The organism is Jiulongibacter sediminis, from assembly GCF_001306455.1.
In the GTDB taxonomy this organism is placed as follows: Bacteria; Bacteroidota; Bacteroidia; order Cytophagales; family Spirosomataceae; genus Jiulongibacter; species Jiulongibacter sediminis.
This window is the reverse complement of the sequence record NZ_LGTQ01000009.1, coordinates 459,315-483,785: the sequence shown is the minus strand read 5'-3', so window position 1 is coordinate 483,785 and position 24,471 is coordinate 459,315. Positions and strand designations below refer to the sequence as shown.

General features: G+C 42.5%; 9 protein-coding genes. All 9 read left to right on the top strand.

Annotation, left to right across the window (positions count from 1 at the left end; all coding sequences use genetic code 11):
• Positions 1 to 86: 86 nt before the first annotated feature.
• The 9 genes from AFM12_RS12735 (at position 87) to AFM12_RS12695 (ending at position 24,460) form a co-directional block, all read left to right on the top strand.
• Entirely contained in the window at positions 87 to 710 is a 624-nt protein-coding gene (locus AFM12_RS12735; RefSeq protein ID WP_157687391.1) for a YceI family protein, read from the top strand.
• 100 nt (positions 711 to 810) lie between these two features.
• The gene (gene cmk / locus AFM12_RS12730; RefSeq protein ID WP_055148769.1) at positions 811 to 1,512 is read left to right on the top strand and encodes a (d)CMP kinase; all 702 of its coding nucleotides are present in this window, start codon (positions 811 to 813) and stop codon (positions 1,510 to 1,512) included.
• Positions 1,505 to 2,557, top strand: a complete 1,053-nt coding sequence (locus AFM12_RS12725) for an NAD(P)/FAD-dependent oxidoreductase (protein ID WP_055148767.1) — start codon at positions 1,505 to 1,507, stop codon at positions 2,555 to 2,557. The genes cmk and AFM12_RS12725 overlap by 8 nt, the downstream gene beginning before the upstream one ends.
• Entirely contained in the window at positions 2,544 to 4,847 is a 2,304-nt protein-coding gene (locus tag AFM12_RS12720; protein ID WP_055148765.1) for a BamA/TamA family outer membrane protein, read from the top strand. Before AFM12_RS12725 ends, AFM12_RS12720 begins: the two co-directional genes overlap by 14 nt.
• Before the next feature lie 567 nt (positions 4,848 to 5,414).
• Entirely contained in the window at positions 5,415 to 16,853 is an 11,439-nt protein-coding gene (locus AFM12_RS12715) for an SdrD B-like domain-containing protein (protein WP_165492348.1), read from the top strand.
• Positions 16,854 to 16,904: 51 nt separating this feature from the next.
• Positions 16,905 to 17,996: a PorP/SprF family type IX secretion system membrane protein gene (locus AFM12_RS12710; protein ID WP_229308501.1), complete on the top strand. Its 1,092-nt coding sequence runs from the start codon at positions 16,905 to 16,907 to the stop codon at positions 17,994 to 17,996.
• Between the two features lie 51 nt (positions 17,997 to 18,047).
• Positions 18,048 to 20,555, top strand: a complete 2,508-nt coding sequence (locus tag AFM12_RS12705; RefSeq protein WP_055148761.1) for a carboxypeptidase regulatory-like domain-containing protein — start codon at positions 18,048 to 18,050, stop codon at positions 20,553 to 20,555.
• Between the two features lie 59 nt (positions 20,556 to 20,614).
• A complete protein-coding gene (locus AFM12_RS12700; protein WP_055148760.1) occupies positions 20,615 to 21,502 on the top strand; it encodes a type IX secretion system membrane protein PorP/SprF in 888 nt (295 codons plus the stop codon).
• A 192-nt stretch (positions 21,503 to 21,694) separates the two neighbouring features.
• Positions 21,695 to 24,460: a 2-oxoglutarate dehydrogenase E1 component gene (locus AFM12_RS12695; protein WP_055148758.1), complete on the top strand. Its 2,766-nt coding sequence runs from the start codon at positions 21,695 to 21,697 to the stop codon at positions 24,458 to 24,460.
• Positions 24,461 to 24,471 lie beyond the last annotated feature (11 nt).

Below are 24,471 nucleotides of genomic sequence, written 5' to 3'. Positions count from 1 at the left end.
CTATTCTCCACCTGTTTCTGTTTCGCTCATTGTATGTATCTACATTTAATAAGATGCAGCGTAAACAAATTTTAAAAGACAAGAAAATGAAGAAAATCAAAGTTTTAGCCCTTGCTGCTTTGGCCAGCACAGCATTCTACGCATGTACAAGCTCAACAGAATCTGAAACAGATGAGGTTGCCGATGAAGTAGTAACCCTGTCAGACGGTTCACACGAAATCAGTGCTGAAGCCAGCGAGGTTAGTTGGAAAGGCGTAATGTTAGGTGTTAAAGAGCATACAGGAACTGTAGCACTTCAAAATGGAACCATTGAGGTAACCGATGGTGCAATTACCGGAGGTTCTTTCACTGTGGATCTTGCTAATATTGTCCCAACTGATTCAGCTTATAATGAGGAGCAAACAAGAGAGAAATTGGTAGGACACCTTTCATCTCCTGATTTTTTTGATGTTGAAAATCACCCAACAGCTACTTTTGTTATCACAGGATCTGAGGGTACAACGGTAATGGGCGATCTTACAATCAGAGGAATTACCCATCCTGAAAAAGTTGAAAATGTAGAAATTCATGCTGTTGACGGTGTGGTAAACATTAAAGGTAATATGACTTTTGATCGTAAGCAGTACGATGTAAGCTTTGATGTACCTATGAAGGATATGGTTATCTCTGACGATGTAGAGCTTGACCTTTCAGTTGTTTCTATGATGTAATCCATCAATTTATGATATTCAACAAAGCCGGTCTCAAACGAGCCCGGCTTTTGTTTTTATTCAGGGGGCTCTTTGTACTTTTGTACAAACCGACCTCCATATGAACAAAATCATTATCGCCATTGACGGGCACTCCAGCTGCGGAAAATCTTCGACCGCCAAAGGTGCAGCCTCACGCTTAGATTATACTTACATAGACACGGGAGCAATGTACCGTGCAGTAACGCTCTATTTTCACAATCATCACATCTCTTTGTCAAATGATAAAGAAATTGAAGAAGCTCTGGATGCTATTGACATCGAGTTCAGAAAAGATAAATTGGGTAAAAGCCTAACGGTTCTGAATGGTGTTTCGGTTGAAAACGAGATCAGGAAATTATATATCGCTAATAAAGTTAGCGAGGTGAGTGCTCTGCCACAGGTGCGTCATGCTATGGTGGCCCAGCAACGCAAAATGGGGCAGAAAAAAGGCGTGGTTATGGATGGCCGCGATATCGGTTCTGTGGTTTTCCCGGATGCTGAACTCAAAATCTTTATGACTGCTGATCCCGTGGTTCGTGCTCATCGCAGACAAGCTGAACTTATGGAAAAGGGAGATTTGATGAGCTTTGAAGATATTTTAGAGAATCTCAAAAAGAGGGATTACTTGGACTCAACCAGAAAAGAAAGCCCATTAATTCAGGTGCCTGACGCTGAAATTATTGATACTTCTCACATGACTCTCGAAGAGCAGATTGAACTTGTTTGTATTCTTGCAGATGAGGCAACGGCCCATAAACTGAATTCCGCTGATAATGATTGATTTCCTGATTGTAGGGCAGGGTCTGGCTGGAACCACTCTGGCCTACCAATTACTTAAAAAAGGAGCTTCTATAAGTATTATTGATAACCCTGCTTTACCCAGCTCTTCAAGAGTGGCTGGTGGGATGTTTAATCCCGTCACCGGAAAGCATCTGGCCAAAACCTGGTTAGCGGATGAGCTATACCCATACTTGTTCAATTTTTACCGGGAAATAGAGAATCTGACTGGAGAAATTTTCCTATATGAAATTCCAATTTACCGGCCATTCAAGAATGAGCAACAAAAGGCTCAGTTTGAAAAGTTAATCCCCAAGCATCAGATTGAGAAATATTGTAAAATCATTCCACCACAAACAGAACTCCAAGGCAAAGTCTTGAACCCACTTGGCGGTGTTTTGACAGAGCAATGTGGAAGACTCGATGTTGAAAAATTCCTGGATGCTTCGAAAGGTTATTTCGATAAGCTTCGAAGTATCTCAAATGAGGAATTTGATTATAAATCTATTGAAATTCAGGAAAGCACAATATCCTACAAAGGAAATGACTATCAATACATTATATTCTGTGAAGGCTTTCATGCGATTCGAAATCCTTTCTTCAAAAACCTGCCTTTCAATCCTGTAAAAGGAGAAACTTTAGATATTAAACTAAATACTAAACTACCCCCGCAAATTATTAATCAGGGTAAATGGCTTATGCCCTTAGAGGGTAGCACTTTCAAGGCAGGGGCTACATATGTTTGGCACGAACTTAACGACCGTAACTCTGAAGAAGGTAAACAACAAATTGAAGATGGAATTCGTCAATTTTTGACTGTTCAGTTTGAGGTTATTGATCAAAAAGCCGGGGTTAGGCCCGCCACAAAAGACCGTCGACCTTTTGCAGGCTTGCACCCCGAATTTCCATCGCTTGGAATTTTCAATGGCTTGGGCACTAAAGGTGTCTCTCTGGCTCCCTATTTGGCGGCCAATTTTGCCGACCATCTTCTAGACGGAAAAGAAATTAATACAGAGACAACCATTGACAGGCTTAATGCGTTATATTAGAAACCTGTACGTTCCCGGAGGATATATGAGAAGCATTTATAGTTTACTTTTTTTGCTCACCAGTGTTAGCGTTTTTTCGCAAGGATACTACGGTATTACTCAAAAAGAGTTCGGGCAAAACAGACTACAGCTCCGCAGGCTTGATTGGAGAACGATCAACAGCAACAATTTTGAATTTAATTACTACCGCGGAGGAGAAGATATTGCACGTAAAGCGGCAAAAATAGCCGAAAGCGAATATAGAAAAATAACGGAGGTACTGGGTTATACACCCTTTACTACCATGAAGATTTTCCTCTACAACAGTGAGACACAGTTGTCTCAAAGTAATATTGGTCTTACGAGCCCGATTCTTTATGACGGCGGCATCCTCAATCTCTCCAGATCCAGAATAGAAATTCCTTACACTGGGAATGACAGCACTTTTCATCAGGCCTTAGTCAAAGAAATTTCAGGTCTGTTTGTTTATGACATGCTCTATGGAGGCTCCTTGAAAGAAGTCTTGCAAAGCTCTCTTTTATTAACAGTGCCTGAATGGTACATAAGAGGTATTTCCGCATACATTTCGCAAGAAGGCATGAGTCAGGAGTCTATAGCCAGACTTAGAGAGGTAATGGCCCGGCATGCCGATAAAAAAATTAGTAGTATCACCGGACCGGATGCCGAACTTATTGGTCAATCCATATGGCACTATATCGCCACCCGCTACGGAAGAGACAACATTTCAAATATTCTGAACCTCACCAGAATTATCAGAACTGAGCAAAGCAGTATTACCAGCACCTTAGGCGTTTCTTTCAAAAGGTTTGTTGATGAATGGAAAAGTTTTTACCAAAACGGTTCGGTTGTTGCAAAAACAGAAGCCATTCAGGAGCCAGAAATACCAACCCCGTTATCGCTCAATGATGTCCCGAAACTTGAAAATTTAAAGGACAATGAAATTGACACTGAGCATTATGAGTTTGATGAAGTCAATGTTCTGGAAGCCAAGGAAACTATTGTTCAGGCCGAGGAAGAGCATAGTAGTACGTTCAACAGAAACAGATTAAACCGTGACCCCGAGGAACTTAAGATTTCCTCACCGAAACGTTATGAAAATCTACTTCTGGCTCAAGACCTCAAGACAAGTTTTTATAATGATCCTGTTCGTCGTTTGGGAATGGCAAACTCTATTGCGATTAATGACCTACTGGAAAATCATGTGATTAAGTTTGACCTTTTTATTACTCCAAGCGTTCAGAACCATGATATGGGTGCAAGCTACATGAACTATGAAAAGAGGGTAGACTGGGGTTTTAGCTTCAAACGCAGATCCATCCAATTGGATGATATTCACCCAAAACAATTTTATCTTTTCAGACCCCTTCAGATTTTACTTCCTGATGCCTCTATAAACAGAAGAATCCTTCTTCATGAATTACAGGCTCATATGCATTATCCAATGAGCAACAATATCAGGCTTGAGTTCACGCCATCATTGTTCTTTAATAATGATATTGACCATGTCGAGTTAAGCCGTCAATCGCTGAACACGACTTATGCCGGTTTAAAGACTTCATTAATCTACGATAACACCACTCAAAAGACTTCTGATGGTTTTCTGGACGGAACACGAGCAAGGGCAGATTTACAGGGTAATGTGAGTTTTGCAGGGCAAAACCAAAACTTCAACCGTTTGAGCGTTGATGTCAGACATTACCAACCTATTCTGAAAGGTATTCAGCTGGCTGGACGACTGAGCTATGGAAAGTCAATGGGTCAAAGCCCGAAATACACCTTCCTTGGCGGAATGGAGAATACCCTCAATCGAAACATCTACCCTACGCCCGGGCAAATTCCAGGTGAACCCGGAGATTTAAGGGATATAACTTTCTATAATTATCCCGGCAACCTGAGAGGCTTTGATTTTGGAAAACTTTATGGTACAAATCACCTTCTGACTAATATTGAATTGAGACTCTCATTGGCCCGATATTTCCCGCAGAACTCAATCACTTCAAGTGTCATCAGGAATCTAAAGTTAGTTTTGTTCAATGATATTGGAACATCCTGGAACGGTAATAAAGGACCATGGAGCAGACAGAACAGCCTCAATACTCAGGTGGTTGGAGATGGCAATCCCTTCTACGCCGTGGTCACCAATTTTAAGAATCCTTTCCTCATCGGATACGGTGCTGGGGTCCGAACCACATTGCTCGGTTTTTACATAAAAGCGGACTACGGTTTTGGGCTTGAAAACAAAGAAGTAGGCCCTGGAAAATTTTACCTGTCTCTGGGTCATGATTTCTGATCAACTTCGCCTTTATAGTGATAAATAAGCGTTTGGTCTGTCCCAATGAAACAAAAAGTTTGAAATCTTGGCACAGTTTTAGAGTTACAGGAAACTCCTGATTTTTTGGGTTATCAAACGCCAAAAACCTTGATAATCAGGTAAGAGACTCAAAAATAGTCACCAATTTAAATAATTGATAGCCAGCCACTTATACACTACCACTGCTGCTTGATTTATTAAACGGATACTGCTCTTCCCTTTGGCACAATTTTAGTTCTTTACCATTTGAATGTTCCAACCCGTAAAGAGTGGAAGCATGAAACTGTTTTTTGGGCACCGATTTAGTTAAGTTCAAGGTGCAGGACAAAAAAAACGCATATGGTAAGAACCTCTACAATACAGACCCCAATCATTCAGGACGATTCGACTTCTTTGAAGTCGACTGCAGGGCTTGGTCGAAAACTGACCTCAAGCACGAAGCTCGGACTGTCTGAAAACAAAAGCTGGTCTTTTTGTAGTAGCTGTTCTCACAAAATTGGAACGTCAATAAATCCACAGACATCTACTACAAAGTCACCAGACATTATGAGATCATCAATCTTATTGTTTCCAAAGATACTTTCTAAACTGGCCGCTTCCATAGTCACGCTTATCGGTCTTTCTTCAGGTATTCTCTCAGCTCAGGACATTGATTTGGCAGTAAGACAGGATATTGATAACTCTGTACCGTCAATTGGAGATCAGATAACATATTCCCTTTATTTGGTAAATGAGGGTACTCTTCAAGCCACAGGCGTGCAGGTTCAGAGCCAGTTACCTTTAGGAGCAATAACAAATGTTGGTACAAACGCAGCAACAGGTACAGCAGTATATAACCCAGTAAATGGAATCATCACCTGGGATGTAGCCTCTTTGGCAGGTCAGGATTCAGTGTTGTTGGAGGTTACGGCTGACGTAGCCGCAAGAGGAGTTTTCTTCAATGTCTCTCAGGTTATGGCGGCTGATCAGAATGATATTGACTCAAACCCGGCCAACAATCTTCTTCAGGAGGATGATATTTCCTCCACATGTTTCTCAGTACCCATATTCTGGTATCCGGGAGATGAATACACAGTTAGCATTCCTGCACCATATAACTCAGGTTCAGGAATTATTTGGTATAAAAATGGGGTAGCCGTTACGGCAGGAACTGAAGGTGCTACGGTAAATCCGGACTCATCCTTAACAATTTCAGGACCTGGAGATTTTACATTTGAAACAGCTGTTTCTACCTGTCCGGCCACGGGCTGTTGTGCCATTATGATTGAAGAAGGCCCATACGGTGAAATCGGAAATTATGTTTGGGAAGACACCAATGAAGATGGCATTCAGGATTCAGGTGAACCGGCAATTGCCGGTGTAACGGTTTATTTATACAATGGTTCAGGTACATTGCTTGATTCAACTTTTACAGATTCTAACGGTCTATACCATTTTGACTCTTTAACGGACGGAGATTATCAGGTACAGTTTATCGCTCCAAATGGGAGAAACTTTACCGCTCAGGATAATACCACTGATGATCTTGACTCAGATGCCGGGATAAATGGATTTACTCAAATTGTAACCATCGATGTTCTTGATTCCCTAGGCAACACCAGACCAACAGTTGACATCAACAGAAACAACTATACGGTGGATGCTGGTATTATCCCTGTATATTTTGACCTGGCATTGAGAAAAACTTTGGTTTCTGCTGGTCCGTTTGTGGCAGGTGATAGTGTGATCTTCAATCTTGAAGTTATTAACCAAGGAAATATTCTGGCTACTCAGGTTTCTATTGCCGACTACACTCCGGCCGGCTTAACCTTGTTAGAGGCCAATAACTGGACGGCTGATGGCGATATAGCCAGATATAATAACTTATTAAGTGTAGCTGTAGGATCTTCTGAAAATGTTGAGGTAACATTTATAGTTGGCAGCGGCTTTGCCGGTGACGTTACCAATGCGGCAGAAATCACGTCTGCCAAAGGCCCGGCTGGAGTGGATGTTACTGATATTGATTCGACACCAGACGATACTATTGATAACGATGGCCCGGTATCAAACGATACTGTGGACGAAGATGGCAAAAATGGTGGTGACGAGGATGATCACGATATCGAGGTCTTTACTGTTCTTCCTGAGCCACAGGTGTTTGACCTCGCTTTAACGAAGAGACTTCAAACAGCCGGACCTTACAATCCTGGTGATGTGATTACATTCGAAATTGAAGTTTACAATCAGGGAAATCTGGATGCCAACTTTGTACAGGTTAGTGATTATGTTCCATCCGGGCTGACCTTCCTGAATGTAACTAACAACTGGGCACAAAGTGGCGATACCTTAAGATACATTCCGAATATTAGTTTAGCAGCGGGTGATTCCACAACTATTACGGCTACTTATCAAATCAATACAGATGCCTCAGGAACGATAAGAAATGAAGCTGAAATTGCATCAACTAAAGGACCCAATGGAGAAGATATCACTGATGTTGACTCTACCCCTGATGAAGATAGAACGAATGACGGAACTTCCATTAATGACGAAATCAATCAAGACGGGAAAAATGGAGGTGATGAAGACGACCACGATTTCGAAAGTTTCGTTGTTGAAACACAAAACTTTGTCTTTGATCTTGCTCTTTCAAAATCAATCGTAATCTCAGGGCCCTATTACGTGGGGCAAACGATTACCTATGGTTTAACTGTTTCAAATCAAGGTAATCAGAATGCAACACAAATTAATCTCGTAGATTATACTCCGGCCGGACTGACTTTGACTGACGCAAACTGGACAGAAAACGGTATTACAGGCAATGCTGAACTGAATTCTCCGCTAACTCTCTCTGCCGGGAATGACACATTAATCTATATTACCTATACTGTTACCGGTTCAGGTTTAATTGAGAATGCTGCTGAAATTGCCTCAGCAAAAGGACCAATCGGGGAAGATGTAACCGATATTGACTCTACACCAGACACTTCAAATACTGACCCTGATGCTGAAGATGATCATGATTCTGACACTATCACTGCTCAGCCTGCTCCTGTATTTGACTTGGCGTTAACCAAAAACGTAATATCCTCTGCTCCTTTTGAACCGGGTGATAACATTACTTATGCAATTCAGGTAATCAATGAAGGAAATATCGATGCCATTGGTATTGAAATTACTGATTACATACCAGCCGGACTAACTTTGTCTGATATCAATTGGGCGGAGACTTCACCGGGTAAATTGACCTATAATAGCTTATTGTCGCTTGCAGCAGGCAACTCCACCACAGTAAACATTACATTCAGTATAGACGGAAGTGCTATTGGCTCTATTGTTAATAGTGCTGAAATCTCAGCTGCACTTGACTCAAACGGAGACCCTGTTACAGATATTGACTCAACACCGGATAACATCAACTCTGATGCTCCTTCCGAAGATGACCATGACTCAGAAGTAATTACAATTACTCCTCAGGCTACTTTCGACCTTGCACTAAGAAAAACACTGGGAACTCCAGCTCCATATCAGTCTGGTCAGGTTGTTACTTATGATATCGATGTAATTAACCAAGGCGATGTTCTTGCCACATTTGTTAATCTTGTTGATTATGTGCCTGCAGGCCTGACTTTAGTTGCAAATAACAACTGGTCAATGGCCGGAGCCAATACAGCTACCTATAACAATCAGATCAGTCTGGCGGCCGGTACACAAACAACTGTTCAAATTTCTTTCACGATCGATGCAGGATTTGAAGGTCAAACAATAAGAAATATTGCTGAGATCTCTTCAGCAAAAGGTCCCGGAGGATCTGACCAAACTGACATTGACTCCACTCCTGATTCTGATAGTAGTAACGATGGAGCCAGTACTAATGATGAGATTAATCAGGACGGGAAAAATGGTGGTGATGAAGATGATCATGATTATGAAGACATCACTGTGGAGGCACCTCAGAACTTTGACCTTGCTATCAATAAAGCTATTGAAACTGCCGGGCCTTTCTATCCGGGTGATTCCATTACATTCTCGATCAATGTATTTAATAATGGAAATGTATTAGCCAACGGCGTGGAAATTACCGACAGGTTCCCTGCAGGCCTTACTTTGGCTGATGGTAACTGGAATATGAATGGTGCGTCTGCCGCCACCTATACGGCTTTATTGAGCCTTGCACCGGGTACAAGTCAGGAAATCAATATTACATTCGCTATTGATCCTAATACCGCTAGTGGTTCTTACTCAAATGTGGCTGAAATCACGGATGATAAAGGACCAAATGGTGAAGAGGTCACGGATGTTGATTCAACTCCAGATAATAACATACCATCCGAAGATGATCAGGACAGTGCCGTGTTCACAATCTCTGAGCAAGCCAGCCTTGGTAACTTCGTATGGGAAGACCTGGATCAGGATGGTATTCAGGACACGGGAGAACCGGGTATAAACGGTGTTTTAGTAACGCTTGAAAGACCAAATGGTGCTTTTGTGGCCAGCACTACCACAGATGCTAACGGATTCTATGCTTTCGACAATCTGGCTACCGGAGACTATGTAGTTGTCTTTGGACAACCAAGCGGATACACCGCAACCAATGATAATCAAGGTGGTGATGACGCTCTGGATAGTGACGCCGATCCTATCACCGGAGCATCACACATTGTTAACCTCTCCGCAGGTGAATACGATCAAACCATTGATGCCGGCTTCTATCTTGACAGCCAGTGTTATGAAATTACGGCTATCACGGCTTTAAACACTAACATTTGTGTGGGTGACTACGCCTCTTTCTCGGCGACTTCTTCAAACGATGCCAGCATCGCCTGGTATTACTCATCTTCCGGAGGTGCACCATTTGGGACTTCCGCCAGCGGAGTTGAATTTGAAGTCAACCCAACTACCACGACGACATACTATGGAGAATTAACTTCGGTAGGTACTCCTGGTTGTCCTAACGTGAGAGTTCCTGTCACTGTGGTGGTAAATGCAATTCCGGGTACTCCAACATGTAGTACGCCAGTTGAGGTATGCTCAGGTGAAACAATCAACCTGAATGATCATATCCTTAATCCGGTGAGTATTCCGGGAAGCACTTTTGAGTGGCATACGGCTAATGACCCATCCTCGCCATTGGTGAGTAATCCAACTGCCGTAGGTGCAGGCTTGTACTATTTGTTTGAAAAATCAGCTGCGGGCTGTTTCAGTAATGCAGCTATAACAACAATCATTGAAAAGCCTTGTGAAGAATTTATTGACCTTAGTCTGATCAAAATTGCGGACAACAGAAATGTTGAACCTGATGATCTGGTCACCTATACGATCTCAGTATCGAACGCCGGACCAGATGTGGCCACCAATGTAGTTATTGAGGATATCTTACCTTCAGGTCTGAGTTTTGTATCCAGTACGAACTTTACCAATAATAATGGCACACTGACTAGCAGTTTTGCCAGCATTGGAGTAAATCAAACAAGAACTCTGACATATGTTGCGAGAGTTATGGCAACTTCAGGAAGTATTGTGAATGTAGCTCAAGTGAAGAGTGCAGATCAAACTGACGTTGACTCAACACCTGGAAACAGTGCAACCAATAACGAAGATGATGATGACGATGAGATTATCAATGTTATTGGACCGGATCCTGTTTCAGATTTAAGACTTCAGAAACTGGTAAGCAATAATACTCCGGCTACCGGAGACCTTATCAGCTACACTATCAGAGTAACAAATGACGGGCCTGATGACGCTACGAATGTTGAAGTTCAGGATGTGATTCCTGCCGGATTAACATTCATTTCATCTACGAACTCATCGTTCGCTTCAGGAACTGTTACGGCACAGTTTGCCAGTATCCCTTCAGGCGAAACTGTTCAGTTTACAATTTCTGCCACCGTTACCGGATCGGGCACAATTGTCAATTACGCTCAGGTAACAGCTTCTGATCAGGATGATACAGACTCTACACCTAATAATGGCACCGGAGCAAATGAGGATGATGATGATTCGGTAAGCATCACAGTGACGGATGATTGTAACCCATCTACCCCGGTAATTTCTACCAATAATGCTTATATCTGTCTTGGTGAGTCTACGGTATTAAACGCCATAGGATGCAACGGAACGGTTCACTGGTCAAATGGTACCACCGGAACTTCTATAACTGTAAGTCCGGAAAGCAATACAACATACACTGCAACGTGTTTGGTAAATACATGTGAAAGTGCTCCGTCTAATCAGTTGGTAATAGTTGTTAATTCACTGCCAATTCCAACTATTTCTGCGAGCAAAACAACGATATGTTCTGGTGAGAGTGTAACCCTCTCAGCGAGCAACTGTTCTGGTAGCATCACCTGGAACACAGGTCAGTCTACCGCAAGTATAACTGTAAGTCCGGCGATGACGACATCCTACTCTGTGATCTGTACGAGTACAGTTGGATGTTCGGCAACAGCCACTCAGGCAATTACTGTTGGTACAGGTCAAACTCCAACCATAGTGGCGTCCGTTGATACTATTTGTAATGGGGAAAGCTCAACACTTACAGTAAGCAATTGCTCAGGTGGTATTTCATGGAGTACAGGAGAAACTACCCCAAGTATTACCGTTTCACCTACGAACTCTACCACCTACACTGTTCTCTGCGGATCAGGTAGCTGTTCTGGTAGTGCAAGTCAAACTGTAAGTGTAGGTTCCGGAACCACTCCAAATATCACTGCATCAGATAATAATATTTGTTCAGGTGAGACAGTAACATTATCCGTTGATAACTGTAATCAGAATATTGTTTGGAGCACTGGTCAGTCAGGAAGCTCGATCACGGTAACACCAACGGTGACAACCAATTATACAGTATCATGTGGAAATATTTGTGTGAGCACCTCAAATGTTACAATAAATGTAACAGATGGCATTGCACCTACCATTTCTGCTTCTGCTACAGACATCTGTGAGCCTGCCGATGTAACCTTGACAGCTTCAGGATGTACCGGAACTGTGGCGTGGTCAAATGGAATGACCGGCACCTCTATTACTGTGAATGTTTCACAAACCACAACCTTTACTGCAACATGTAGCAGCGGCGGTTCTTGTGTAAGTGGAAATTCAAACACTGTCACCGTTAACGTTGGTACGCTATCAACACCAACTATTACGGCAAGCGGTTCAACAGTTTGCTCAGGTTCTACGGTTACAATTACGGCAAGCAGCTGTTCAGGAACAGTAGTCTGGTCAAACGGAATGACAGGAGCAAGCATTACTGTTTCTCCTACTACTAAAACGGTTTATACAGCAATATGCCAGGTTGGAGGATGTTCCAGTGGAAACTCTAGCCCAGTTGAGGTGGATGTCATCACTTCGCCAAATGCTCCGGTTATTAGCTGCAGTGCATCGAGAATATGTCCGGGCGATTCATTGGTTCTAAATGGACTTGGCTGCGAGGGTACAGTAAAATGGAGTACTGGAGAAACAGGATCTTCTATTACTGTTGCTCCTACCGCAACTACAATATATACTGCAACCTGTATGATTGGTTCTTGTGAGAGTGAGATTTCCGCTCCTGCAACGATTAATGTTGGCAATCCTTTCCCTCCTCAGGTTAGCTGCGATAATACTTTGATTTGTCTTGGAGCTTCAACAACCCTGGAAGCTGCCGGCTGTGTAGGCACAGTTGTTTGGTCTGATGGTCAGACTGGATCTGTCATTACAGTATCACCTATAACCATGACAAGCTACTCAGCAATTTGTAAAGGCTCTACTTGTGAAAGTGAAACATCTAATGTGGTTACCATAGGTGTTTCAGCTAACAGTATACAAGCTCCTACTGTAAGCACATTAACAAATACCTGTCCGGTAGAAACTGTTAATCTTGCTAACGGGGTGACAAGCTCTCCGGTTTCCGGAGGTACTTTTGTGTTCCGTACTGGAAATTCGCCAAACTCACCTGCGGTGACAAACGCATCGGCTATAGCTAGTAGCGGCACTTTCTACGTCTTTGAAAAAGGAAATAACGGATGCTACAGCCCTGGAGCTCAAATTGATGTTGCTATTATAGCTTGTGAAAACCCTCTTGACTGCTCTCTTGATCCTGCCACAGCAAACGCAGGTTCAGATAGCACCATTTGTCTAAGCTCTGACTTCTACACCTTAAATGGAAGTATTGGTGGGGCCGCTCAGGCAGGAACATGGACAACTTCAGGTAGCGGAACGTTCGAGAACAGCACTTCGCCGCAAACCAGATACTTCTACTCGCTTGACGACGTAACCAATGGTTCGGTGGTACTGACACTAACAACGAATGATCCAGACGGATCCGGCTCTTGTGAAGCTGCTACGTCTTCGGTAACATTGACAATAAATGGAGTGACTATCAAGCCAACTATCAGTTCTGATAAGTCTCCGAATATTTGTCTTGGTGACTCAGTAATTCTGACAGCGAACGAAACCGCAACAGAATACCTATGGAGCACTGGTGACACTACTAAATCAATCACAGTAAAGACGCCTGGTGAGTATACCGTGAGGGTGTTCAATAGTGAAGGCTGTGCCTCTTTAAGCTCAGATGTATTTACAGTAACTACTTCTAGCACTATCACTTCTCCATCAATCAGCGACATGGTAAGCAATACCTGCCCGGCCACTTCAGTTGATCTGGAAGCAGCTATTAACAGCACGCCTGAGACTAACGGTGGTGAGTTTGTATTCCATACTGGAATGACTCCAAGTTCGCCAATGCTCTCAAATGTTTCAGCAATGCCAGCGGGTACATACTACTTGTTTGAGAAATCAACAACAGGCTGCTACAGCAATCCTTCTCAGGTAACAGTGGTTATCAATAGCTGTGAAACCAACGAGGAAGACGCTGAAGTGGGTATCGTGATCGTCGGCAATGCTTCAGAAGTTACTATAGGTGACGAGGTGGTTTATACTATCACTGTAACCAATAATGGACCCAACGTAGCTACCAATGTGGCTATTGAAAATGAAATTCCATTAGGAATTGAAATAGTGGGAAATACTCCTGGATTGACTTTGAGTAATAATTATTTGATTGCGACCATTCCATCAATGGCTGTAAATGCCACGGAAACCTTCGTTTACACAGGTAAAATCACCAAATCCGGGGTTATCAGTAATATTGCTAAAATCATTGCTGTAGATCAGACTGATCCGATTAAGATCAACAACATCAGCAGATTTGATGTAGAATGTTCTACATGTCTTGAAATCTGCATTGCTACAGCTCTGGATGCTGTGGAAGAACAACAGGAGAACGGAAGTTATAACGTTACCTTCACCTCACTGGTTGAAAATTGTGGTAACGCCGAGTTAAGTGGTGTAAGCCTTACGCTTGACATGCTAACCATGTTTGGCACCACCGCTACGTACACTATGATTCAGCAGCCTACCGTAAACAGTGGTTCTGCTCTGGTAGCGAATTCCTCGTTCAATGGTAATTCTGATCAGAACATTCTGATCAATACGGGTAGTTCTCTACAGCCTTCTGATATTGATACAGTGACATGGGTGATTAATGTGGTTCCTAACGGAGATAAAGGTCCGTTTGATGGTAATTCTTACGTGACAGGCGTAGCTGAGACCATTTTCGGTACTACATCTGAGGTTTCTGATGTTTCTAACGACGGTCTGATTGTTGACCGGACTGATGCCACACCAACCTCTGTAAGATTATTCAAAACACCTAGTATTGGAATTGCTCTGGCGATCATTGATACCGTAAGGCAAGCTGATGAGTCTCTCAATGTTACTTATCAGGCTATTGTGAAAAACAACGGTGCTCTTGACCTGTATGATGTAATTGTAAAAGATGCATTGTCTGAAACTTATGTATCTCCTATCACTTATTCAATGGTAGGTGTACCAACAGCCAATGCCGGAAGTACATTGCAAATCAATACTAATTATGATGGCGACACAGATGACGCATTAACTCTTACAGGAAGTACACTTGCCATTGGGGTTGCTGATACTATCTGGTTCACGGTTAATGTGCAGCCTAATGATAAAACAGAGTTCTCTAATCAGGCAACTGCACAGGGAACCGGAGCTCTGGAAGATAGCAGCACGGAATCTGTAGTTGATGTTTCCAACACAGGTTACAACCCTGATACTCCGGGTAGTCAGCCGACAATTCTGGAGATCAATATTGAAAATACGCAGTCTGTTCAGACGCCTTGTATAGGCTCTGCATTGTATGCAGCAGAAGTTACAACTCAAGAGAATGGGTCTGTTGATGTTACCTATAAAGCAATCATCAGAAACTGTGGTAATGTTAACCTGAGCAATGTGAGATTGTGTGATTCGCTTACAGCAGACTTCGGTGCACCGGTGGCAGTGTTATTAAAAAGTGCTCCTTCCGTGAATTCAGGAAGTACGCTTACCATTGATAGCAACTACGACGGAATCAATAACGTTTGCATCCTTGATAGCACTAACAGTACTCTTGCACCTGGTAAAACAGATACAATTAGCTGGACAATCAACCTGACACTGAATAGTAATAACGGTCCGTTCAGGAAAAATGTGACTGTGATGGCTACGTCAGCAGGTGGTTCAGAAGTTTCTGACATCTCCAATGACGGTGTAAATCCTGATCCGGTGGGCGAAGCTCCGACTGTCCTGAACTTCAATAACCTACCTGATGACATTATCGGTATCGCTAAAGAGTTGGTGAGCATTGAGAATGTAGAAGGAAATAAGTTTGACGTCGTGTTCAACTTCACATTGAAAAACTATGGTAAAATTGACTTCACAGGAGTGCAGATTCAGGATAACCTGGCTCTTACTTTCGGAGATAAGGTTGCCATTGACAGTGTAAGAGTCTTTGATGCGTCAGAAGGATTGACCGTCAACGAAAACTTCACCGGAAAAGGACTATTGATTGATCTTTTGGTTGACAGCACCAGTACTTTGGCAGTGAACACGACCAAAATGGTTTCATTGTTTACCCGAGTAGATCTCACAGAGGCAGATACCAGTAAATATGAGAATATGGCACTGGCCATAGGCTATCATAACGGTACTTCAACCGATGATCAGTCTACAACAGGCACTAACCCTGATCCTGACTCTGATGGTACACCATTTAACAACACAATACCGACTCTGATTGATTTCGGTACTGTTGTTGAGCCGGAGAATACGACACCTTTGGGTATTGCCAAGGCTGTTACTGATACGGTATCAATAGTTGATGGAAGCTATCAGGTTACATACACTGTTATTGTGAAAAACTATGGTAGTAATGCCCTAACAAATATTCAGTTGACAGATTCATTGTCACATGTATTTGATGATAGCACAGACTTCGTACTGATCGTTCCTCCGACCGTTGTCGATGCGAATGCCTCACTAAAAGTGAATGCAGCCTTTGACGGAATCACCGACTTGAATATGCTGGTTGCCGACAGTAGTAGTTTGGCGGCAGGAGAAAGTGATACACTTACATTCAAGGTGAAAGTAAGAAACAACAGCTCTCAGGCCATTACGTATAACAACACAGTGTATGGCTCAGCCAGCGACGGTTCTGAAATTGTGACGGATAAATCTAATGCAGGTCTAAATCCTGACTCTGATGCAGACAATAATCCAGGCAACAATAACGTGCCTACGCCACTAACACTAAAAACTGGTGAGAACACATCTAACCCGAATGTAGCAGTGCTTATTCCGGGTGGTATTTCACCAAACGGTGATGGTCTCAATGATAACCTGGTGATTGAAGGTATCACAGCTGATGATGATGTGAGATTTAAAATCTTCAACAGATGGGGTGAGCTGGTCTTCATAACTGAAAACTATAAGCTCCTCTACCCTGGTGCCAATGATGGTTGGAACGGTACGGCAAACACCGGTATAAGAGTAGAAAAAGAAGATTCTAAGCTTCCTGATGGAACTTACTTCTACACTGCGGAAAGTACAAATGTTGAATTGTTTGATGGTAAGCCATATTACAATTTCATCACCATATCTGGTGGTACAAGAAAATAGGAAAGAAAATGGCCGGATGGCTCTGACTATCAGATCATCCGGCTTTTAAAAATGAATAAAAATAAGCAACTTGTAAGTCTGATTACTACTTATAAGCAGTCTGACACTGAATTTGAATCGTATACGAAAATGAATAACATGAGAGGTCTAAAACTATTATCAGGAAAAATAGCCTTACTTCTTGTTGGTTTAGTTGTATCACTACAATCTATGGCTCAGCAGGAAGTAATGTATTCTCAGTACATGTTTAACACGCTGGCCATTAATCCGTCTTACGCCGGCAGCCGGGATGTACTCAGCCTTACCGCCCTTGGCCGTTACCAGTGGATTGGCGTACCAGGCTCTCCCACTACTTACTCCTTTACTCTGGATATGCCGGTAAAGAATGAGAAAATGGGGATTGGCCTGATGGCGTACTCAGATGCCATTGGTGTTAGCCGTACTACCGGTATTAATATCCCGTACGCGTACAGGGTAAAGCTCGGTTCCAAAACTACATTGGCTTTGGGAGCACAGTTAGGCTTAGACCATATCAGTAATAATCTTTCAAATGTGGCGAATGTGGCCTCAGGTGATGAGGTGTTTGATGGTACAAGTGATGTGAATAAGCTTTTCCCTAATGCCGGTCTCGGTATCTTCATCAGCAATGACAGAAGCTACTTTGGATTCTCTGTTCCAAAAATCATAGAGAATAATCTTTCTCAATATGAGATTGGTGGCGAGCAGTTTATCACAAAACAAAAAAGACACTACTTTGCGATGATGGGTTTTGTGATGGGTAAAGGCAATGTAAAGGTCAAACCATCCATGATGTTCAGGTACACCAAAGGTGCTCCTTTAGGAATTGACGGTAACATCAACATTTGGTTACGGGATAAAATTGCCTTTGGTGTTTCGGCCAGAAAATCTCAGGCTACTTTGAGCGGACAGGAAGTAATGGATGCTATTGTGGGTATTTTTGAGCTTCAGCTCACGCCGCAATTAAGAGTAGGGTATTCTTACGATTATAATACCACTACATTGAACAATAGAAATACTGAGAAATTCTCAAACAGACTAACGGGCACACCGACACACGAAGGACTGCTCAGATATGAGTTTGGGTATGGTAAGGATAAAATACTTACTCCGCGTTACTTCTAAGGACTCAACCATACAATCAACCTTTACAATAGGTCAAAAAAATAGTATATCATGTTTGTCAGGACTCAAAAAATAACGCTTGCCATTTTCTTTGGAATGTTGATTTCCTTCAGCTCCATAGCTCAGCAATCGCTGCTAAAAATGGCAGAGCACCATTACGATAACCTATCTTTTATTAAAGCAATTGAAGCTTATGAAAGGGCTCTTGAAAAAGATCTTTCAGGAGATGAGGCCACTATGGCCCGTATTCAACTTGCAGACAGCTATTGTAAAGTCAAAGACACTCAGAATGCTGAACGCGTTTTTAGGGACTTGCTGGGTGCCGGTACAGAGCTTTCAGGTGAGAATAATAATGTTTACCTCAAATATGCCCAGGTCCTGGCCAGTAATGGTAAATACAGCGAATCACAAAGCATGTATGAGCAATACAACGAAAAGGTAAAAAATGATCCCAGAGGTTCAGCCTTTTCTCAGCTGTATGAAGACATCTCGGTACTTTCCAGAAATGCCAACTGTTATACAATAGATTACCTTTCAATTAATACAACGGCTGCTGACTTCAGCCCGTCTTACTATCAGAACGGTCTGGTGTTCGTTTCAAACCGAAGCAACATGGCTGGTGTTAAAAGAGTTTTCAGATGGAGCGAAACACCATTTCTTGACCTTTTCTTCCTTGAAGATATCGGAGAATTAGGAAGCTCATCAGCAGGTTTAGGTGGCAGTACTCCGGCCGATAATTCAGGAAAAGGTCGCAAAAAGAAAATCGGTTTTGTAGGTTCTGACGAATACACTGCTCCTACTGCCAATGACTCCAAAACCATTGGCTCTTACGGTGGAGCCAATATTAATCTGGGTTACGGCTATGGAGATACGCCGGTTACTGAATCAGAGAAATTCAGTGGTTCTATTAATTCAAAATATCATGAAGGCCCTACAGCATTTTTCAAAGATGGTCAAAGAGTCATTTTTACGAGAAATAACTTCGTTAAAGGCAAAAGCGGCGAAAGCTCTGACGGTATAAACAAATTGAAACTTTACTTAGCCACTGCAGAAAAAGACGGATGGGGGAATATCTCCGAGCTTCCATTTAACAGTGATGAGTACTCAACGGGGCATCCTGCTCTCAATGATGACGAATCACTGCTCTTTTTCGCTTCAGACATGCCGGGAGGTTTTGGGGGCACCGATATTTATGCCTCGAGACTTGAAAATGGTAACTGGTCTCAGCCTATCAATCTTGGGCCTGCCATTAACACCAAGGGGAATGAAATGTTCCCATTTGTTGACGAGAACGGAAACCTTTACTTTTCTTCTGAAGGCCTTCCGGGAGCCGGAGGTCTTGACATCTTCTTTGCACAGCTTTCAGGCACTGAAGTTCATGGAACCCCAATAAATCTTGGAATGCCGATCAACTCAAGCAAAGATGATTTTGGAATGGTTACCAATGGTTTGAGACAAAAAGGATATTTCAGCTCAAACAGAAAAAGAGGTGGAGACGATGATGATATCTACAGTTTTGAAAGACAATGTGAACTACAGGAAGGCTGTGATCTGATTCTCGCTGTATATGATGCTGAAACAAAAATGCCTTTAGATAACGTAACCATCACTTATGGTGATGCCAGCGGAGAGTTGAATGAGGCTACGACCAACAGTGATGGAAGCCTGATTTTGAAAAACCTTGCTGAAAATAACGAGTATACTTTCAGAGCTACCCGTGACGGATACACGGCAAACACGGTAAGCTTTATTACAGAGAATTGTGGGAATGAAGCCACGAGAATTGAAATTCCTTTGAGTGCTCCTGTTGAAGTGGTTCAGGGAAATGACCTCGATGCCACATTGCCTGATAACGGAGATACAGGTACAAGCGGCATTGGACTGGAAAGACCAGAAGATGGACTTTCTGAAAGTGGTTTCTCCAATAATGGCACATGTACTATTTCTGGCCGTGTGTTAGCTCAGGGTACAACCAACCCAATAGACGGCGTGTTGGTTTCTTTGCTCAACGCTTGTGATGGAACAACTCAAACTGCCTACACAGATGTTTCCGGCTACTTTGAATTTATTGCAGTTGAAGACTGTGACTATACCATTTCAGGCACCAAAGCTAATCTGGCTTCAGATAATGTAACAATTACGAAACTGAACTGCGATAACGGAGGAGAGCGTAGAGACCTCTACATGTTCGGTACCGGTGATGTGGTAAGGATTGAGAACATTTACTTTGACTATGGCAAATGCAATATTCGACCTGACGCACAGGTTGGACTTGATAAACTTGTTCAGGTATTACGTGAGTATCCAGGTATGAAGATTGAGCTATCGTCTCATACCGACAGCCGTAGCCCTGCCGACTTTAACCAACGTCTTTCTGATGGCAGAGCCAAAGAGTCTGCCGAGTACCTTTTCAAAAGAGGCATTAGCAGAAATCGTGTTGAATACAGAGGTTACGGTGAATCACAAATCACCAACGGCTGTGTAGACGGTGTACCGTGTTCTGAAAAACAGCACCAGGCTAACAGAAGAACAGAATTTAAAATCCTTCAGATGAATTGAAACTTTAACTTTTAAATGGGCCGCTTACATTTGTAAGCGGCTTTTTCGTTTAAAAACTTATGAAGAATATAATTCTGCTCTACTTTCTCGGTTTCACCACAGCCTTTGCACAGATCGGTCTTGAAGATCAATATCAGTTCAATATGCTTTCGCTAAACCCGGCCTTCACCGGAGAACGGGGAAATTTCGGTGTCTCAGGTCTACTTGGTCAGCAATTCAATGGCACGTTTACTCCAAACCAGATTTCTCAATTAATAAGCATGGATGGTAAATTGGGAGAAGGAAAGAGTGCCTTAGGATTTCAAGGTTTCAGATCAAATATTACGGGTTTCACCAATAATGGTATGACACTGTCATACAATTACTTCTTACCGTTGAATGATAAATTAAGAGTCAATCTTGGAATAAACGCGGGTTTTATGATTTCACCAAATTTTATAGGGAATGTCGATATACTTCAACGTTTTAATCCTTTTGGTGGACCCGGAGCCGCAGTATTCAGCGAGACCGCCTTTCTTGGAATAGCGGCCCCTACCCTTTTCGGAAATTCTGACATTTACAGCACGTTGAACAAAAACGTAAAGATCTCGGGAGGCTACCGTTTCGGCACCTATGAAAATATTGGTATCAATCTTAGTGGCTTGGCGAGTCTCGCTACCAGATCAAGCGATGCCAATGGTTTTGATATAAACCTCAAAATCTGGCTTGGAAATAAAATAGGACTCGGGGGGGCATACCGAATGCAGTCCGGATTTTCAAAAGTAATACCGAGCCTCCAAATGAGGGCTTCAGAAACCTCCACCATTGGCTTATCCTATGACGCCCAGCCTTTGCTTTTTACCAACAGAAATACCGGTTCAATTACTCCTCGTGGAGTTTTTCAGTTACTCTATCGGTATGACGTCTTCAACTTAGGTGAAAAATCCCCTTTTCTGAACCAGTTTTAACTACAATACGTATCCATACATAGAGTCATTGAGGGGTATTTGACGATTAAAGATAGTTTCCCTTGATCCTTGGAAAGAAATCCCCATAATTCGCATATTAAAAGTGAGGAATGTTACATGAATTAATGTTCATCCTCTAACTTTGCCAGTCCAATTAAATATTCAAGCTTTTAAGCAACGGTACTAAAACAAATGGATCAGTATTCTTACGTGGCCAATGCAGACGTTTCAGCAATAGAATCGCTCTACCAGCAGTACAAAGAAAACCCGGAGTCAGTAGATGAAAGCTGGCGGAACTTCTTCAAAGGGTTTGAGTTTTCAGAAACATGGAAATCTAACGGCACAGTTTCTTCAGAAGGCAGTGCATCAGATGAGCATGTCAGAAAGGAGATTGAAGTAGTTCACCTTATTAGGGGTATCAGAGCACGTGGTCATATGGCTGCCAATATTGATCCTTTATACGATAGACGAAAAAAAGATCCTAATCTTGAATTAAAAGACTTTAATTTAAGTGAGGCTGATCTGGATACCGTTTTCGAAGCAGGTATTGAAGTTTTAGGTCGCCCGGCTACACTTCGCGAAATTAATAATTCACTTCGCAAAGTTTACATGGGCAATATCGGTTTTGAGTATCAATACATCAGAGACCGTAAAATCAAAGGCTGGTTCAGAAGAAAACTGGAGAAAGATTACCTCAATTTCAAACCGACCGTTGAGGAGAAAAAAAGAATTCTTAAAAAACTCAATCAGGCAGCTGCCTTTGAGAACTTCCTGCATACCAAATTCTTAGGAAAAAAACGTTTCTCTCTTGAGGGAGGCGAGTCTGCCATTCCGGGTTTGGACGCCGCTATTAACAAAGGTTCTGAGCTGGGAGTTGAAGAAGTAGTGATTGGTATGGCTCACCGTGGTCGTTTGAATGTTTTGACCAACATTCTTCAAAAGCCTTACGAGCACGTTTTCAATGAATTTGAAGAAAACGTAGACCTGGAAGAATACAGAGACGGTGATGTAAAATATCACATGGGTTATACCTCGCAGGTGTCTACTCCCGCTGGTAAAAGAGTCAGTATGAAACTGATGGCAAACCCTTCTCACCTTGATGCGGTAGACCCTGTGGTGTTGGGTTATGCTAGAGCAAGGGCAGATGCTCACTATGAAAGTGGTGGACGAAAAGTCAATAACTTTGATGATATCTATGATAAAATCCTTCCGATTTTGATTCATGGAGATTCGTCGTTAGCCGGTCAGGGCATTTTGTATGAAATCATTCAAATGTCAAACCTGCCAGGCTATTATGTTGGTGGTACACTTCACTTGGTGATCAATAATCAGGTTGGTTTTACAACAGATAACGATGACGCCAGGTCAAGCCTTTACTGCTCTGACGTAGCAAAAATTCTTGATACACCGATCTTCCACGTGAACGGTGATGACCCTGAAGCAGTGGTTTACGCCATGCAGTTGGCCATTGAATTCAGACAGGAGTTTAATCGTGACGTGTTTGTGGACATGATCTGTTACCGTAAGTACGGTCATAACGAGGCTGATGAACCAAGGTTTACTCAGCCGACCATGTACAAACTGATCAGCAAACACAAAAACCCAAGAGACCTCTACCTTCAGAAATTGAAGGAACAGGGTGATGATAACCGTGATCTTGCCAAACAATTGAAATCTGCTTTTGATAGCAACCTTCAGGATCTTCTGGCTAAAGTGAAGCAACGTCAGTTGCCATACGAGCCGCCAAAACTGGAGCGGGACTGGTTAAACCTGAGGAAATCCGAGAAAGGAGATTTTGAGACATCTCCAAAGACTGGTATAAGCAAAAAGGATATTGAGAAGATTGGGAATGCTATGAGCAATATCCCTGAGAACTTCAATCCAATAAAGCAAATCTCAAAAGTGCTTGAAGAGCGTCAGGAGATTTTTGCCGGTAAGAAAGAATTCAACTGGGCGGCAGCAGAGCTGATGGCTTATGGTTCAATTCTGAATGATGGCAAGTGGGTAAGAATGTCTGGTCAGGATGTGGAGCGTGGTACTTTCTCGCACCGTCATGCTGTTCTGCATGATATTGAGACCAACGAAAAATACAACAACCTTGAACACATCGGCGAAGGCCAGGGTAAGTTTGAAATTTACAATTCCCTCCTCTCTGAATATGGTGTAATGGGTTACGAGTATGGTTATGCTATGGCAAACCCAAATGCTCTGGTTATTTGGGAAGCTCAATTCGGTGACTTTGCCAATGGAGCTCAGATCATGATTGACCAGTTTATTTCAGCTGCTGAGTCAAAATGGAAAACTATGAATGGTCTGGTGCTACTTCTTCCTCATGGTTATGAAGGCCAGGGACCTGAGCACTCAAATGCCCGTCCGGAGCGTTTTCTTCAGCTTTCGGCTGAATATAATATGTATGTGTGTGCATGTACTACTCCGGCTAACTTCTTCCATATGATCAGAAGACAGCTGGCCTTGCCTTTCAGAAAGCCATGTGTGCACATGTCGCCGAAATCAATGCTTCGTCATCCTTTGGCAATATCGCCAATGAGTGATTTCACCAGCAATACCACTTTCCAGGAAACAATTGGTGATGATTACGCCGATGCTAAGAAGGTGAAAAGAGTCTTGCTCTGCTCAGGAAAGGTTTATTATGATCTTTTTGAGAGACAGCAGGAAGAGAGCAGAAAGGATATCGCCATTGTTAGAGTAGAGCAATTACACCCATTCCCGAAAACACAGGTGGAAGCTCATCTTGCCAAATACAAGAAGGCAGAAACCATCTGGGTACAGGAAGAACCTGAAAACATGGGAGCCTGGTCATTTATCTTAAGAGAATTCCCTGAAATCGGAATCTCGGATGTGATCGCCAGAAAGAAAAGTGCATCACCTGCCAATGGTTACACCAAATACCATCAGGCTGAACAAAAAGCAATCATCGACAGAGCTTTTAACATTTAAGGAAATCAGAA

Coding starts and splice junctions, on each gene's coding strand:
- AFM12_RS12720 (WP_055148765.1), top strand. CDS start 2,544: ATGCGTTATATTAGAAACCTGTACGTTCCCGGAGGATATATGAGAAGC.
- AFM12_RS12715 (WP_165492348.1), top strand. CDS start 5,415: ATGAGATCATCAATCTTATTGTTTCCAAAGATACTTTCTAAACTGGCC.
- AFM12_RS12705 (WP_055148761.1), top strand. CDS start 18,048: ATGTTTGTCAGGACTCAAAAAATAACGCTTGCCATTTTCTTTGGAATG.
- AFM12_RS12695 (WP_055148758.1), top strand. CDS start 21,695: ATGGATCAGTATTCTTACGTGGCCAATGCAGACGTTTCAGCAATAGAA.
- cmk (WP_055148769.1), top strand. CDS start 811: ATGAACAAAATCATTATCGCCATTGACGGGCACTCCAGCTGCGGAAAA.
- AFM12_RS12725 (WP_055148767.1), top strand. CDS start 1,505: ATGATTGATTTCCTGATTGTAGGGCAGGGTCTGGCTGGAACCACTCTG.
- AFM12_RS12710 (WP_229308501.1), top strand. CDS start 16,905: ATGAATAAAAATAAGCAACTTGTAAGTCTGATTACTACTTATAAGCAG.
- AFM12_RS12700 (WP_055148760.1), top strand. CDS start 20,615: ATGAAGAATATAATTCTGCTCTACTTTCTCGGTTTCACCACAGCCTTT.
- AFM12_RS12735 (WP_157687391.1), top strand. CDS start 87: ATGAAGAAAATCAAAGTTTTAGCCCTTGCTGCTTTGGCCAGCACAGCA.